This window comes from Nocardia gipuzkoensis (assembly GCF_021183645.1).
Classification (GTDB): domain Bacteria; phylum Actinomycetota; class Actinomycetes; order Mycobacteriales; family Mycobacteriaceae; genus Nocardia; species Nocardia abscessus.
On the sequence record NZ_CP089225.1, the window covers coordinates 2,596,533 to 2,611,718 of the forward strand.

Annotated in this window: 14 protein-coding genes; 9 read left to right on the forward strand and 5 right to left on the reverse strand. The window is 66.5% G+C overall.

Annotated elements, in window-relative coordinates:
* Positions 1-6: 6 nt before the first annotated feature.
* The 3 genes from LTT66_RS11875 to LTT66_RS11885 form a co-directional block, all read right to left on the reverse strand.
* A complete protein-coding gene (locus LTT66_RS11875) occupies positions 7-1,788 on the reverse strand; it encodes a hypothetical protein (RefSeq protein ID WP_233066768.1) in 1,782 nt (593 codons plus the stop codon).
* Positions 1,789-2,039: 251 nt separating this feature from the next.
* Positions 2,040-2,252 (reverse strand): hypothetical protein, encoded by a 213-nt coding sequence (locus LTT66_RS11880; RefSeq protein ID WP_233066770.1) that lies wholly within the window; start codon positions 2,250-2,252, stop codon positions 2,040-2,042.
* Positions 2,253-2,371: 119 nt separating this feature from the next.
* Positions 2,372-3,163 carry a hypothetical protein gene (locus LTT66_RS11885; protein WP_233066772.1) on the reverse strand — a complete coding sequence of 264 codons (792 nt, stop codon included), beginning with the start codon at positions 3,161-3,163 and terminating at the stop codon, positions 2,372-2,374.
* Positions 3,164-3,419: 256 nt separating this feature from the next.
* Here LTT66_RS11885 and LTT66_RS11890 point away from each other — a divergent pair, with 256 nt between their 5' ends.
* Positions 3,420-4,076, forward strand: coding sequence for a histidine phosphatase family protein (locus tag LTT66_RS11890; protein ID WP_233066774.1), 657 nt, complete (start codon positions 3,420-3,422; stop codon positions 4,074-4,076).
* An 84-nt stretch (positions 4,077-4,160) separates the two neighbouring features.
* On the opposite strand, the gene LTT66_RS11895 is transcribed toward LTT66_RS11890, so the two are convergent.
* Positions 4,161-4,919, reverse strand: coding sequence for a helix-turn-helix domain-containing protein (locus tag LTT66_RS11895; protein ID WP_233066777.1), 759 nt, complete (start codon positions 4,917-4,919; stop codon positions 4,161-4,163).
* Positions 4,920-5,174: 255 nt separating this feature from the next.
* A complete protein-coding gene (locus LTT66_RS11900; protein ID WP_332909676.1) occupies positions 5,175-6,032 on the reverse strand; it encodes an SDR family oxidoreductase in 858 nt (285 codons plus the stop codon).
* 331 nt (positions 6,033-6,363) lie between these two features.
* Here LTT66_RS11900 and LTT66_RS11905 point away from each other — a divergent pair, with 331 nt between their 5' ends.
* The 8 genes from LTT66_RS11905 (at position 6,364) to LTT66_RS11940 (ending at position 15,031) form a co-directional block, all read left to right on the forward strand.
* Complete coding sequence (locus LTT66_RS11905; protein ID WP_233066780.1) at positions 6,364-7,092, forward strand: helix-turn-helix domain-containing protein; 729 nt, start codon at positions 6,364-6,366, stop codon at positions 7,090-7,092.
* 1,370 nt (positions 7,093-8,462) lie between these two features.
* Positions 8,463-9,278, forward strand: a complete 816-nt coding sequence (locus LTT66_RS11910) for a hypothetical protein (protein WP_233066783.1) — start codon at positions 8,463-8,465, stop codon at positions 9,276-9,278.
* A gap of 11 nt (positions 9,279-9,289) precedes the next feature.
* The gene (locus LTT66_RS11915; protein ID WP_233066786.1) at positions 9,290-10,528 is read left to right on the forward strand and encodes a cutinase family protein; all 1,239 of its coding nucleotides are present in this window, start codon (positions 9,290-9,292) and stop codon (positions 10,526-10,528) included.
* Positions 10,525-11,646 (forward strand): lipase family protein, encoded by a 1,122-nt coding sequence (locus tag LTT66_RS11920; protein WP_233066789.1) that lies wholly within the window; start codon positions 10,525-10,527, stop codon positions 11,644-11,646. The genes LTT66_RS11915 and LTT66_RS11920 overlap by 4 nt, the downstream gene beginning before the upstream one ends.
* A 137-nt stretch (positions 11,647-11,783) precedes the next feature.
* Positions 11,784-13,238 carry a cutinase family protein gene (locus tag LTT66_RS11925; protein WP_233066793.1) on the forward strand — a complete coding sequence of 485 codons (1,455 nt, stop codon included), beginning with the start codon at positions 11,784-11,786 and terminating at the stop codon, positions 13,236-13,238.
* Between the two features lie 129 nt (positions 13,239-13,367).
* A complete protein-coding gene (locus LTT66_RS11930; RefSeq protein ID WP_233066796.1) occupies positions 13,368-14,078 on the forward strand; it encodes a hypothetical protein in 711 nt (236 codons plus the stop codon).
* 45 nt (positions 14,079-14,123) lie between these two features.
* Positions 14,124-14,738 (forward strand): hypothetical protein, encoded by a 615-nt coding sequence (locus LTT66_RS11935; protein ID WP_233066799.1) that lies wholly within the window; start codon positions 14,124-14,126, stop codon positions 14,736-14,738.
* Complete coding sequence (locus tag LTT66_RS11940; protein ID WP_043739091.1) at positions 14,735-15,031, forward strand: hypothetical protein; 297 nt, start codon at positions 14,735-14,737, stop codon at positions 15,029-15,031. The genes LTT66_RS11935 and LTT66_RS11940 overlap by 4 nt, the downstream gene beginning before the upstream one ends.
* The last annotated feature ends 155 nt before the right edge of the window (positions 15,032-15,186 follow it).

Below are 15,186 nucleotides of genomic sequence, written 5' to 3' on the forward strand. Positions count from 1 at the left end.
TCGCGCTCAGCGCAGGAATTGCAGCATGGCGATGTAGTTCAGGGGCACGTGGATCGGGTCGCGACAGGGCTGGATCTCGAGCAGCAGGGTTGCGTGGTCGTTGGTGAGGCCGTGCAGGATGGCGGGGACATCGATCAGCCCAGCATGTGTGAGGGCGGGTGGGTTTTCGATGGCCGGCACCTGGTTCGAATAGCGTTGCACACGCGGGGGCGTTCCTGCGGGTATTCGGAGCCGCACCTGGACCTCGAGAGTCTCGTACATCTCTGATTGGACGAAACCGAGGGCGAACCGCTCGAGATCATCGATGCCGGGGACGAAGACCGAACCACGGCGGTGGAATGCGGCGCGTGCTGTCCATGGTGTCCATTCGCCGCTGCGGTCGTGGACGTGCGGGGGAAGGTCGGCGCCATGGGTGAATGGCCTGGGGTTCGCTTGGAAGGGTGTGTCGGCGATCGCGGTGGCCAGCCGGGTTCGTTCCGATTCGACCAGCCGCGATGGCCGGGTCGTCGGAGGCAGATCGGTCGGATGGACGACGACCCCGTAGTCGCGCAACAGCCGGGACGCCGCGACGAGGGGGTCGGTGCCGGCTGCCAAGACAGTGGAGCGGATGTTGCTGGAGACGGCGTGGGCTTGCTCGGCGGCGGCTTCGGGCACCCGCAGTATTGCCACACAGGTCTCGGTGGAAGGAAATTGCCAGTCGGCGCTTCCGACGATCCGTAAGGGCGCCAGCAGCATTGGGTATTGGCTCAGGTAGGCCAAGCGTGCACAGGAGTCGTGGTGCAGGGGCCATCCGGTAACCAGCAGCGCGCGGTCCGGCTCGGCGTTGCTGCTTGTGCGGTGTGCGTCGCGCAGGCTGTGAAGGGTCATCTCGGCCCGCTCAATCCACACGGTGACCGTGCGGTCGCGAAGGACAGCGAGGACGCGGTCGGCCCAGCTCTGCGGAGTATCGGCAGGGTGCGGTGCCACCTTCGGGTCTATGGGCAGTTGGGTCAAGTCGCGGACGTGGGGGAGACGTTCGGCAAGAGATTGTTTGGCGCGTGCGGTGATGATGTCGGGATGGTTGGTCCCCTGCCGGTGTGCGCCCAGCCAGAGGTCGGCGACGTATGTCCACGCGTCGAAGCCGCGGTTTTTCGCAACGTAGGCTCGATGGTTCGGATCGGCGGCGCAGGTGATCCTCTGGAGCTGTTCGCTTTCGGCGCAGGCCGGTGTTTCAGTGGCGACGATATCGATTGCGCGATCGAACAGCCCGTCCTCGGAGTCGGTGCCGAGCCGCTCGGCGAGCTGCGCCAGCAGGGCGTCGAACTGGCCCGAGTATTCCAGGGCAGCGCGGTTGACAGCCGCGACAGTGCGGGCCCACCCGCGGACGCCACGCATAGGGGCGGTCAAAGCTGGCAATGACTCGTCGGTGATGGGTCGCCCAGCCCGGCGACGGGCGTAGTCGAGCCATTCGAAAGACCTGCCAGGGTCGGCCAGTTCTTCAGCGAACGCACTGACGGCCGCGCTCATCTCGGAGAGAGTGGCAACGGAACGCAGGGCGCAAGTGTGCAGTGGATCAACATCTTGCGTGGGGGCGCAGTTGCCGCACAGATCGCCCCACCTGACCTCGAGCAGTGGCACCGACTGGCCCGCATGCTCACGTGCGTACCTGCAGCCGCCGGGGACATGCCATTTTCCGGACGGCGCTGGGATCAGCAGTGTGGTCGCGCGTTCGATCGCGTCGGGAATTGGGATCTGGTGCTGCTGGAAATGATGGCGACCGATCGGGCCGGACAGCGATACATGATTCATATGGGGCGGTGCACCATCAGGCGTACGGCTCCGTCCAGCGGAGCTGTACGGATCGTGGTGAGGCGGCGATCGCATGTTCCACAGAGCAAGCCTAGCTCCAGTGCCACTCATTCCGGGGCGCTGTGCGCGCGTTGCGACTGCGGGCACGATGTCATCAGGGCGACCCTGATACTCGGCTAACCTCGATCGCACGCGACGTGGCAGGAGAATGTGCGGACGCGATCTAGTCACGAGCGAACGGGGTTGGTTACTCACGCCGGCTTGACGGAGTCCCAGGGCACCCATTGTCGGACGGTGAGTGCGACGTGGCCGTTGACCGACCGGAGTTCGAGTTCGACTTCGAGAAACCATACGGGCTCAGTCCCGAACCGCAGGCGTGCCCACCGGTAGCCGAGCGCGGGAATCCATGTCTCGCCCATGCGCAGATCCAGGGCGGCGGCTTTCTCTCCGAGAGTGAACGGCACCGTTCGGGCGGGACTGCGAGTTGGAGGTACCCATATTCGCCAGGGGTCGACGAGGACCCTGCGTGGAGGGGTGAGCATTCTGGTGCTGGCGTGGTGGGATGATCCGGATTCGTTCATGGTCACCCCGTCCGGCTGATCGCGGTAGTAGCGGTGTGGGGGTCGGCTGGTCGGCGGGTCCAGCACGATCGCTGCGTCCCGGCAGCGCCCAGTCGTAGTGAGGTGCTGCGGGGGCGGCGCGCTGTGCGGCCGGAAACCTGGATCGTGTAGGTCATCGATCGCAGCCGTCCGCGTCCGCGGCCGATCCCCTCGCACTCGAGAAGTTCGCTGTGGATTTCCAGGTCGGGGCGGGCCCAGCCGGTGTGGGTGGTGACCAGGATGGCGTCATGGCTGCGAAGCCGGGCGAGGACCGCTCGTGTGCGGGTGGCGGCTGGGGTGGTGGGGTGGTCGAGTACGACGAGGGGAAGGCCGTCGAGGAGGATGGCGGCGACATCGAGGGGGTCGTCACCCGGGTTGGAGATGTGGGCCAGGCGGGACAGGTTTCCGCCCATCTCCGCGACGGCGAGCAACCCCAGCCGCGGGCAGCCGAGGACGGCGGTCCATTCCCCGGCGGCGGTGGCCGCGGCGAGCAATCCGAGGAGAGGGCCGAGGCGTCCGGTGCAAGCGATCAGCGATCCGCGCGGTAGGCCACCGGCGGGCAGCGCCTCACCCAGTGCCCCGGGGATCGGCAGGGTGTTCGCTGGTGCGGTAGTGGGCATCGGTGGGGCTTCGCGGGCGCCGACTCGGCCGTGGATGGCGTCCATGCGGGCGCGCAGGAGCGCGAGTTGCTCGGTACGTGGGAGGTCGGTCAGCGGTGCTGCGGCTGTGGTGCCGTCGGACCGTTGACTGCCCTCCAACTGCGAGCTATCGAACATATGTGCGAAATGATTGCATACCGCGTGATTGGCCGTCGAGACAGGCACGCTGATCGATAACTAACGGTCACCGAACTGCGGCCGAGCCGCCATTGCAGCTGGCCTTCGACTGCAGCGAATGTGGTGGCTGGCGCGGCGGTACAACATGCTGTTGTACAACGCCCTGTTGTTGGCGACGAGTGTTCGACGCGGGCGATGGTTGGGAGGTGGGCGGGAACGTCCGGAGCTTCGAGATTGTCAGGTAGGTGGCGGATTGGTGGACCGATGCGACGGGGGTGCGCGTGCCGGAGTACGGCTGCTGCTTATTCGCTGCGCCCACGGTGAGACCCACGCCGCCGGAGTCGCCGAGGGCGAAGAGACCGAGCGTGGACTAAGCGCGACGGGCAGAAGCCAAGCCGCGAGGCTGGCGGAGCGGTTGGCCGCCGAGCAATCGAGCCTGCAAGTCAGCCGCGTGTACAGCACCGGCATACGCCGGGCGGCGCAAACCGCCACGATCGTGGCCCAGCTGCTGGGGCTATCGGTCGAGACGACTCCGCTCGGGCCGGCGCACGGGAAGCCGGTCGAGCGCGCGATGTCGGGTGGTGAAGGTGGGCAGCTGTGGGGGCAGTGGGCACCACGGGTGGGGCGGGAGTTGGAGTTGATCGCGGGGAGGCATCCCGGCGAGACGGTTGTGGTGGTCTGCCACCAATCCACCGCGCTCGCCGCGGCCCAGTACTTCCTGGAAGGAACGTACTCCCGCGCGCATGCCTCGATCGAGGTCGACCACACCGCGATCACCGAATGGCAGCTGCGCCCGGCTCGCCACCAGTCTGCAGAGGCCGAAGGGTCGCGGTGGGTGTTGGTCCGCGCGAACGACGCCGAGCATTTGAGAGCGCAACCGCACCGCATCACCCGGCGCAAGCGACACGTATGACCGACGTGTCAACCCTGCCGCCGCAGTCGTCGACGCCGCCGCCGTGGTATCGGCGTGATGGCTTCCGAGGCGGCCCGGCGCTGGTCAGCTCTGCGGCACTGTTGCCTGCAATACGAGCACGTTGTACGGACGCGGGGGGTATTTGAAGGTGTAGGCGGTGATGATGCGGTTCTCGTAGCACTCGGTCTCCGGGTCCCAGAGATAAATCCGTTGGTTGAGGACGTGCTCGTCGGTGGCGCGGATCCTGGAGATTTCCGGCCATTCGGGTGCTTGCTCGCAGGAGGTGATGATCTGCTGGATGCGTCGCTCGGGGATCCGGCCTGGCGCGACGATGAGAAAGGCGTTGGCCATGACGGTGGCCCGCTCCTCCCAGTTCCCGATCACCTTCTTCGCGGCAGGATCGCGGACCACCCACTCGAGCAAGTTCGGCCGCACTGTGGCATCGGGTTCGGGGGCGACGAACCCGGGGAACCGGTCAAGCAGTGGCCCGTTGGCGGCATACAGGTCGAAGGCGTCGTCGTGGTAGCAGGCGGGGTCGAGGTTGCGGTCCAAGCCGAGCTGATCGTCCGGAGTGACGACCGGCGACATGTCCCAGTTGAGCTGGTTGAGCAGCGGCTGTGCCAGCGCGGCGTACTTGGGTCTTCGCCACTGAGGGACTTCGAGGCCGTTCAAGAATGCCTCGAGTGTCTCGGCTGAGGGAGTCCGCCCTTTGCGCTCCCACGCGTAGATCAAGCCCTTCGAGACTTTGATAATCTGGGCAGCTTCTTCGCGCGTCAGTTGGGCGGCTTCGCGCTCGGCCCGAAGTAGCCTGGCCAGTACGGGTAGATCGTCATCCTCAACCATCGCATACGCCTTTACTTGGCTTCCAACAGCCTCGGGAGCGTGCGCGGTGCATCGATGGAAGTGCAGACTCGCGGGACGCTTCGTGGCTGCCTAACAGGCCAGGCTATGGCAACGAAGCCAATCGTTTCACCGTGAACCGGCTATCGGCGCCCCGAAGGTGGCACAAATCATATTGGCGCACAGTGTATTCCACATGTGCGCGGCCGAACATGCGCGAGCTGGGTCAGGGTGTCGCTCTGTGTCGAGGCGATAGATCTAGTCATCGATGAAGATGTCGTTGGTCAGCGGGCCTGTTCCAGGAGTCACGCGGTACTTCTCCAGATCGGTCACTCCGTGGTTGGCGAGCACTTCGTCATCGAGCAGCAGCTCGCCGGTACAGGCCGAGCGTGTAAGCACGAGCAGTGCTGCATCAGCCATAACCCACACGTTGCGTGACGTCGCCGCGACTTGATCGCCGCCGAGCTTGTTCCGCACGGCCGCGGTGTCGATCGTGGTGCGTGGCCACAGTGAGTTGACTGCGATGCCCAGATCAGTGAACTGATGAGCCATTCCGATGGTCAGCAAGGAGGTGCCGTACTTGCTGACGGTGTATCCGGGGAACCTACCGATCTGCTCAGCAGCCATGTTCAACGGTGGGGAGATATTCAGGACATGGGGTGCTCGACCGGCCTGCGCTGAGAGTTGAAGCGCTGGCAGACATAGCTTCGTCATCAACAGCGTTGCGCGACAGTTAATGTCCTGCATGTAGTCATATTGGTTCATCGTCAGTGTCGCTACAGGTGCTGGTTCGATCACCGCTGCCACGTTCAGCAACATGTCGATACCGCCGAACCGCTCGATGGTCCGCTGCACAGCATCCGCCATTGCCTTGTCATCGCGGACGTCGGCCGCGATCGGCAGGACATCCCCGCCGGCGGCCTCCGCTTCGGCGGCCGCGGTGTGGATGGTGCCGCGATACTTGGGATGTGCCTGGGCGGTGCGGCCGATCATCGTCACGTTGGCTTCCTCCGCGGCCAGCCGTATCGCGATCGCGGCACCTATGCCGCGGCTGGCTCCTGTGATGATCGCTGTCTTGCCAGCTAACGTCCCGGTCCTCAACTCGATTGTGCTCACCGGATCCCCCATCTGTGCATGATCGACTTCTTGCACACTAACGGCTGCCAAAGCTTGGTGGCGGGTACGCAGGTATCAAAGATTGTGATATTGACGCCCGGCGGGCGGGCGGCAAAGGTTGAGCAGAAAGGACCGCCAGGCCGCAGCAACCTGTTGCGGCTCAGCAGATCTGAGGTAACCCGCGGGGGCGATTGTTGGTCGAGCCTCCCGCGCTAACCGTAGCGGAGGTCATTGCATGAGAGGGGGAGTTCGCTTGAGTCGGCGTCCAGCACACCGCCAGCCCAGTCGCAGCGCGCAGCCGAGCATACCGACGCTGTCGACGACATGCTGGATGATCAGAGATCACCTGGGGCTGTCACGTGTCGGGAGCTACGAGCGCACCAGGGTCAGTGCGTCCTACTTGAGCCAAATCGAAAGCGGCGAGCGGGTACCCAGCCTGGAAACGCTCGACAAGCTCATCCGGGGATACCGGCTGGACGCTGCGCAAGCACGTCACCTTCTCGAGCTTCGCGCTCCCGCCGAAGATCTCGCTCCCGCCGAGAACCTTCGTCGGCTCGTTCGGGAGAACGGCGGACTGATGACCCATATCCATGCCCTTGAGGAACGGGGAGTGCTCGGGGCCTACATGGATCCTATGTGGAACGTTTTGGCCTGTAATGATTCGTTCCGGTCAGCACTGCCTGGGCTGGATTCGAGCGAGTCGGTGCCGGTATGGCTGTTCAGTCCGGCTGCGCGAGACACGGTATTCGATTGGGATCGGGAGGCTGCTCATTCGGTCGCTACCACCAAAGCAGTACTCGGGCGTTACCGGACTTCGGAGCAGGCCCGAGACTTGATGCGACGGCTGCGTCCCAACAGTACGTTCGCCCGGCTCTGGTCCAGCAGCATCAGTATTTCCTACGGCCGCAACTCCGGAGACCAGCTCCACTGGCGCAACACCGATACCGGAGAGCTGATCTCCTACAGCCTGACCATGTCAGAGATCAGTCAGACTGGAGACGTATTGCTGGTCACCGCGCTTCCGGTGCCATACTGCGGACCCAACATCGAGGTGGCCTAGCTGCATCCTCCACGAAATGACGTGTGAAGCGATGTCCATGCTGCTGTGTGCACCCACGATCGATTTTTCGCGACGCGCGGGGCATTCGTGGTCTGGCCGGGATGCGGCGGACTGGCGACCTTCGTTGAATTATTCGCATCGGCCCCGCAGGTATTCTGGATGCAGTGACTCTCGTAGTCGCTCGCCAGCTCGTCCTTAATTTCCTATCTGATGCTGGCAGAAATGGCAGGCAGGTCTGGGAAATGAGCGAGCATGGAAACGCCGGATCAGCGGATCCGTCGGAAAATGGTGCCACCGATCTGCTGCATGAGCCGACATATCCCGTGGCAGTTGGCGCTCAGGCGTTGCGGAAGTCCACACGCTGGTACGAAGAACAGCTGAGAAAGGGACGCCTGCCAGGCCACAAAGCCGGCCGATCGTGGTACCTGACCGCAAGCGACATCGCTGCGGCAATTCAGTCGACCGCGCGCCGTCCCCACGCCCGTGCGGCGCCAGATCCTGCGAAACCGCAAACAGCCGATCGCCGACGTCCGACTCGTAGGCGGAGGCAGCGCCGCCGCCCGATACCTCCGCAACGCGCATTCGAATAGTCGGCCGTCCTTTCCTGGCTCACGTCACAGTTGATGGTCCCGGGCTTCCAGCCGCGTCAGTAAGCGTTCTATGCGCTTCATGTGCTGCGGCTATCCGCCGTCGCAGCCCTTTTCATCGTCAGCGGTTCGACGTTTCTCGTGCACGCTGATCGGCGACGCTCGGGAACGCTTCGGCCTATCCAACCTATTCACGGCCAACCTGGGTCGTTTCGGTGTCGGAGGCTTCCGGGTGGACAAAAGAAATTCGTTTATCGCTGGCTGCGTAAAATGGTGTGCAACGCCGCAGCGTATCACCCCTTTTGCAGCTTTACGCTGGCTGCGTTAACGCAAATTCGGTTCGCCGAAACACTGGTTTTGCTGCTCGGGAGGGGTTTTGATGGACATGCAAGTTCGACCACTGAAAGGAAACCGATGGACCCGCTGATCATTCTGGGATGGGTGAATACCGGCCTGTCTGTGCTCTCCAACGGGTTGTCCGTGGCAGCCCAGGCACTGGCGCTCATCCTTCCGTTCATCTGACCATCTCGCCTCGAGATGCGGCCTCCCAGCGGCGGTTTCGCTGCTGGGAGGTAGGAACCATCGAGCGCCACGGCGCATTCTGATCATAAGAATTCCCTTTCCATACTTTCCCAACGGGGTCTATTCGGCATGCAAAAAATCAGAAGACATACTTACTTCGCCTATTGCGACGACGCAGCACTCGGGGACCAGGAGAACAACGCGCGCTCTCGGCGAGATTGCTCCAGCCTTGGCCGAGGTAGCCGCGCGATCCTGGTGGCCGTGGTGCCCGCAGTGGTGATGATGGCAGCCGCAGGCGCCGCCAGCGCCAGCCAAAGCCTTGCCGCGATCGCTGATCAGCCCGGCGTCACCAATCCCGCCCAGCCCGGCACGACCACACCGCCCCCGCCGCCCCCACCGGCACCGGAGCCCGAGCCGGTACCCGCGCCGCCAGAGCCCGAGCCCCCGGTGTACTACTCGCAACCGCCGGAGGTCCGCAACGCCGCGCCCTCGCGTCCGGCGCCACCGCCGGAGCAGCAGGTGGAACCGGTCCGGATCGAGGAACTGCACCTGCCCGAGCCGGTGGCACCGGTGGCACCGATCGAGCCGCCGGAGAACACGATTCGGGTCGGTCAGTGGCAGGCCCCGCGCCCGGAGTGGCTGGCGCCGGAATATGCGGACGTCATCAATGACGTCGCCGCGAACGCCGAAGCGCAGGTCGCGACCGCGCTGGATTCGATCGGGATTCCAGCCGGGCGCTCCGACCGCGTCAGTGGCGCCACGCTCGCCGGCGCGGGTATCGGTGGCGCGGTCGGCGCTGCCGTGGCCGGTGTCCCAGCTGCTGCCGCGGGCGCGGTGGTCGGTGGGCTGATCGGCGGCACCGTCGGTGGCATCGCCGGAGCCGCACTCGGCACGGTGGTGCCGGTCCCGGTCATCGGCGAAGTGACCTCCGGCATCGCCGGCACAGCGCTCGGCGCCGCCGCCGGCGCCGCCGCCGGTGCCGCGATCGCTGGTATCCCGGCCGCGGCGGTCGGCGCGGTCGCCGCCGGAACCGTCGGTGCGGGCTTCGGCGCAGGCGTGGGGGTCGGGCAGCCATGACCCTCTCATCGTTGAGCCGCCGGCGCACCGTCGCCGCCGCGATCGCAGCCTCCGCCGCCCTCGGGGTGGCCACCGGGACCACCAGCAGCGCCACTGCTGCGGCCGTGCCGATCGGTCCGGGATGTCCCGCGCTGTACATGCTCGGTGTTCAAGGCACCGGCCAGTCCTCACCCACCGCGGACCCGCTCGCCGACACCGGTGTCGTGGGCGCCCTGATCGCCCCCGTCTTGGCAGCTGCTCCTGGCCTGGTGCAGCGCAGCTACATCCCCTATGGCGCGGGCTTCGGTGGCGCGGTGCCCGGCGGGGGCCCGGAACCGTATGCGGTGTCGGTGACCGATGCTCGCCGTCAGCTGGATGCCGCCGCGGTGCAGATCGCTGAAACCTGCCCCAGCACGTTGATCGCAGGCATCGGATATTCACAAGGCGCGCAGGCGATGTCGTCGTTCGCCCACGATGTCGGCTCCGGCGCCGGACCGGTGGCCCCGGAGCGTGTCGCAGGGATCGCGCTGTATGCCCATCCTGATCGCGCACCAGGCGCGCCGATTTTTCCAGGGCGGCCGGGGCAGATGGTCCCGGATCCTGCGCCGGGCACGAGCGGGGCTGCGGTGTCAGCGGTGCAGATGTCCAACCCGCCCGCCGGTGGGGGTGGTATCGCCGATGGCGCGACCAGCTACGGGGAACTCACTGGGCGGGTCGCCGATATCTGCACCGACGGAGACCTGGCCTGTTCTGCGCCCGACCGCGCGGCGGTGCTGCGCGTTGGGGCGGAGATCGCCGCCCAAGCCGACCTGCGCAATCCGCTGGCCGCGATCGCCTCGCTCAATGGTCTATTCTCCGCCGCGCTGGGTGATGCCTGGACGACCGTGGTGCTCAACGACTTCCAGGTCGGTGGCGGCAACGTCGATTACCTTCCGCAGTTGCCGCTGGCAGCTCGGCTGGTGGACGCGGCTGACCCGCGCAACCCGGCACCGAGCGCGGAGGAGATCGGGGCTGCTGCCGCGCGGTGGAACGAGATCACCGCCATCGTGGCGGCGGATCCGATCGGGTTGCTGCCCAAGGTGGCCGGTCAGCTGTCGGCGGCGTGGAGCCAGTTGGTCGCCGATAACGCCGACTTGGTCGATCCCGCGGTGTGGGTGCGTTTTGCAGACACCGTCGCCCGGCACAACAACTACGCCGTCAACGGCCAGCTGAACTCGGGCATCGCCTGGATGGTCGCTCTCGCCCACGACATCGCGGGAGATAGGCCATGACCGATCCCATCGCGATCGATGACGGCTTCTACAGCAGTCCTGATAACGGTATCGCCGCACCAGCCGGGCAGCTCCTGCGCCGCCGCCCAATCACCTTGGCGGGTCTGAGAGGCGCGGGTCCGGCGTGGCAGGTCGTATATGCCACGACAGGTTCCCGCGCACCGATGGCTGCCTCCGGCACGGTAATCACCGCCAGTCCGGTCGCTGGAGTTGCCGATCCGGGCCCGGTCCTGGTGTATTGCCCGTCCTTCCACGGTCTCGGTGGTCGCTGCGCCCCGTCGCAACTTCTGGCTGAGGGGCGCGAGCCGGAATCTCTCTTCATCGCCACAGCTCTGGAGCGCGGATGGACCGTTGCGGTACCGGACGGGCCATGCCTGGGCGTAACCGGTCTGGGGCCGCACCAGTTCCTGGCCGGAGCTGCAGGCGCGCACGCCGTGCTGGACCTGGCGCGTGCAACCCGCCACCTGCCCGAACTCAGCGATGCGGGGCCGTGCGTGGTGTGGGGGTACGGCGACGGCGGACGAAGCGCGGTGTGGGCCGCCGAACAACAACCGGCCTACGCCCCGGAGCTGGATCTGCGGGGTGTGGCCGCCGGTGGCGTCGTGGCCGATCCGGGCGCAGTCATCGCGGGAATCGACGGCGGGCCGTGGGCGGGGCTAGCTCTGGCCGGGCTCATCGGGCTTAGTCGCGCGTACTCCCACCTGCCGACCGGGCACCTGCTCACCGACGCCGGCCGCGAGACGGTCCAGCAGGCTCGAGTGCTCGATGCGGCAGAGTTGCTGCTTACCTACCGTAACCAGTCCTTGGGCGGCTGGTGTGAGCGGCCTGATCCGTGGAACGACCCTCTTTGGCGCTATGTGCTGGCCAACGAGACCAGCGGCCGCGCCGCCCCCCAGGTGCCCGTGCATCTCTACCACGGCATCGAAGACGCCCTTGTGCCGGTCGAGATCGGCCGCAGCTTGTTCACCGAATACCGCGCGCTCGGCGTGGATCTGAGCTGGCGGGAGTACTCGACCAGCCATGTGGGCGCCGCCCGGGACGGTGCCGCTGAAGCCGTCGCCCGGTTGGCCGGCTACCTGCAACGCCGACCCACGCCATCCAGCCCGCAGACCACCTGAATCGGCCTGCCCGCCCTACGACCCCTTGCCGTGGGTGCGGGCAGGTCCCAGGCCGGATCGAATCGAGGTCAACACTTATGCGCCCCAGCAACAGCACAAGCACTCGTGCGCGGTGCCACGCCGCTGCGGCGGTGCTCATGGCGGTCATTGTTTCGTTCACCATTGCCATCAGCACCGCGCACGCCGAGCCCACCGGCGTTCCGCTCGGTGAGACATGCCCCGTTCTGTATGCGTTCGGGGTGCAGGGCAGCGAGGAAGCTTCCCCGGAGGCCGGGCTCAGCAGCGATTCAGGTGCACTGGGGCAACTGTTCGGCCCGTTGGCCGTCACGGCCGGTGATCTGGTGCAACGCGCGTACGTTCCCTACGGTCGCGCACCCGACGGGACGGCATTGCCTTATGAGGCGGCGATCACCGCTGCGGCTGAGCGGTTGGAACAGATGGCCGTCGAAGTCGTAGCGCGCTGCCCGAACACGAAGATCGCCGCCGCCGGATACGCCCACGGTGCACCCGCGGTCTCGCGGTTCGCCGAGCGCGTTGGTACAGGTGGCGCACGCGTCAGCGCTGATCACATCGCCGCGATCGCGTTGTTGGCCAACCCGAACCGCGCCACCAACACCCCGGTGCTGCCCGGCCGGCCCGGCAGCACCATCCCCGCGCCCGCGCCCGGAACCGCGGGGCGGAAGGTTGCCACGGTCTCGCTGTTGAACCAGCCGTTGACCGGTGCCGGAATCGCAGCCACACCGGCGGCATCGAGCGGGTTCGGGGCCTTGACCGGTCGTGTCGCGGACCTGTGCGTGGCCGGTGACGCAACGTGTGACACCCCGCCCGGAAGCAGCTTGGCCGCCACGGCCGCGAACATCGCCGCCCGCTCGGACCTGCGTGACCCGATCGCAGCGATTTCCACCATCGCCGAAGCCTTGACCACCACGGTGTTCACCACCGCGGTGAACGTCATCAACGAGGACGTCACCGGGACCAGCCTGGATCAACTGTCGTATCAGCCTGAGAAACCGCTCGGGCAGCGACTGGCCGAAGCCTCGCAACCTGACATCGTCCCACCCGGGCCGGGAGAGGCTTTGGCGGCGCTGTTCAAGATCGGCACCATCGGGTTGAACGCGGTGGTGACGGTCGCGCGGAAAGTGTTCACTCCAGCCACGATCGCCGAGTTGGCGACCATCGGGCTGGCCAACCCATGGGCGGCGGTCGCCACGTTGGGCGCGAAACTCGCCACCGCGGCAGTCGAGTTGATTCCGCCGCAGACGGCCAGCCGCTGGGTGAACGAAGCTTTCGACGCGATCACCAGCACCATCACCGACCAGCAGCAGCTCTACACCCTTGCCGCCGCTGCGCAATACAGCGACACCAGTGGCCGTCATGGCTCCTACCGCGCCACACCGGTCACACCGACTGGCCGATCGGCTCTGGCAGCGACCGCCGACTGGTTCACCGCCGTCGCCCGTGACCTCGCGGCCACCGGTTCGCCGTCGGCCGTACCGCAGTCCGGCGCCCCCTGGACGTCTTCCGCGCCCGCGACGGCACCGGTCACTAGCACCGCCGTACCGGGGGTGCCTACGTCCAGCGGCGGTCCGTGAAGACCCCTTCGGGCGGATCCCGCCCAATCCGCAGACGTACCCAAGCCTTGTCTGCTGATTCTCCCCTGGCACCCCGCCCGAAGGGCCCACAATCCCGCGCCACCACACACCGAGGAGGTGAAACCTACGATGCCGAACACCCGAGCCCACACCGACGCCAGCAGCGACCACGGCTGGGGCTGGCTGGATCCCACCGAACTCACCACACTCTCGCCGCTCTTGGACACGACCGACGAGCCGGAGCGTGATGGGGAGCAATGGCGGTGGATCAACGCACAGCAGCTCTCACCACCACGGCCAGTCCGAGGGGCGGTGCGCACGCAGGTGCCGCGCCGCGTGTGGGTCTGGCTTGCCGCCAGCCTCAGCGGAGCGGCCGTGCTAGCCGGGCTGGATTTCAGCTGGGTCGCCGACACCCCGGATCCCGTCACGGCGATCCCGACCCTGACCGCAGCTCCACCGACTACCACGCCGCACCTCAGCGGTGCGTGCACGGGGTTGTCCGGGCAGACGGTCACCGATTCCGCGGGAGACACCCACAGCGTGGCTGGGGTGATCGCGGCGTTCGAGCACGCCTACTACGTCCAGCGCAGCGCTGACGCAGCGCTGCGGCTCGTCGCCCCCGAGGCCGGACTCGTCGCCGAGGCCTTGGCCGCGGGCATCGCCTCTATCCCGGCCGGGACCACACACTGCGTCGCGATCACCCCGATCACCGACACCGCCGCGGAGGTGCACGTAGTCCAACAGCACCCCGACGGGCAACGCGTCGACTACCTGCAACTGATCAACCTCCGCCACGACCCTGCCGGCGTCATCATCACCAACATCCAGAAGCGGGGCTGACCGATGGCCGCACCGCTACACCTGCACCGAGACGACCACCCTCGGGTGACGGGGCGACTCGAGCCGGGAACCGTCGCCGCACCGCAACGGCTGGCGCCGGTGCGGGAGACCCCGCTGCCGACTACGGGAGCTCATCCGCCGTTGTTCGCGGTGCTCGGCGCACACGGCGGCGCAGGGACTTCCACCCTGGCGCGGTGGTGGGCACCCGCCGCCGACACCGGCCTGGCCTGGCCCGCCTCGCCGGCCACCACCCAACAGGTCATCGTCGCCGCACGCTTGTGCATGCCCGGCCTGACTGCCGCGGCCGACCGCCTGCGGGAATGGCATGCCGGACTGGCCCCGGACGGCGTGCATGTGATCGGCCTCGTGCTAACGGCCGCGCGCCCAGGGCGAGTCCCCATGGTCGTGCGCCGGTACTGCGCGGTCGTGGCGGATCTGATCGAGCATGTCCACCAGATCGCCTGGCACGACGAACTGCTCAGCTGCGAGCTCACCGACCTAGCCCAGTATGTGCCATTCGACCGGCCGCCACCGCGGCGCTCACGGTTGACCGAGGCAGTTCCCGCCGATGTGCACCGCGCGGGGTCTCAAATCATCACTCACCTTGCCGCACGTCGTATAGCGATTGCGGCACAACATGATTTGGAGTCATCGTCATGACTACCGCGTACGCGGTTGCCGGGGCCGTCTCTGTGCTCGCCCAGCAGATTCAGATCACCCCGACGACGCCGCCAGGAGCGGACAAGTTGGTCAATCTTGTCAACTACCTGTCCTGGATTGTCACCCTGGTCGGAATCGGAGCCTTGATATACGCCGGCGGCAAATTCGGGTGGGAACGATTCCACGGCGGCGCTGTCGAATCACCCAAGATCATCATGGGTGCTTTGGTCGGCGGCATCATCGCTACCAGCGCCGGGCAGATCATGGACGCAGCCATCACCGGAGGCGGATAGGCATGCTCCGCCAACGGATTCGTTCCTGTCCAGCCACAGCCACACCGCCCGCCGCCGTGACACGCGAAACAGCCACGACCGGTCATCGCGACTCGATTCCGCTCACCATTCACACCCGGGACCGGACCCGCCTCTCGGGCACCCGACTGGGTGCC

What these genes read in the sequence shown, in the direction of transcription:
- LTT66_RS11925 (WP_233066793.1), top strand. Translation starts at nt 11,784, where the DNA reads ATGGCGGTCATTGTTTCGTTCACCATTGCCATCAGCACCGCGCACGCC.
- LTT66_RS11895 (WP_233066777.1), bottom strand. Translation starts at nt 4,919, where the DNA reads ATGGTTGAGGATGACGATCTACCCGTACTGGCCAGGCTACTTCGGGCC.
- LTT66_RS11885 (WP_233066772.1), bottom strand. Translation starts at nt 3,163, where the DNA reads ATGTTCGATAGCTCGCAGTTGGAGGGCAGTCAACGGTCCGACGGCACC.
- LTT66_RS11940 (WP_043739091.1), top strand. Translation starts at nt 14,735, where the DNA reads ATGACTACCGCGTACGCGGTTGCCGGGGCCGTCTCTGTGCTCGCCCAG.
- LTT66_RS11875 (WP_233066768.1), bottom strand. Translation starts at nt 1,788, where the DNA reads ATGAATCATGTATCGCTGTCCGGCCCGATCGGTCGCCATCATTTCCAG.
- LTT66_RS11920 (WP_233066789.1), top strand. Translation starts at nt 10,525, where the DNA reads ATGACCGATCCCATCGCGATCGATGACGGCTTCTACAGCAGTCCTGAT.
- LTT66_RS11930 (WP_233066796.1), top strand. Translation starts at nt 13,368, where the DNA reads ATGCCGAACACCCGAGCCCACACCGACGCCAGCAGCGACCACGGCTGG.
- LTT66_RS11905 (WP_233066780.1), top strand. Translation starts at nt 6,364, where the DNA reads ATGATCAGAGATCACCTGGGGCTGTCACGTGTCGGGAGCTACGAGCGC.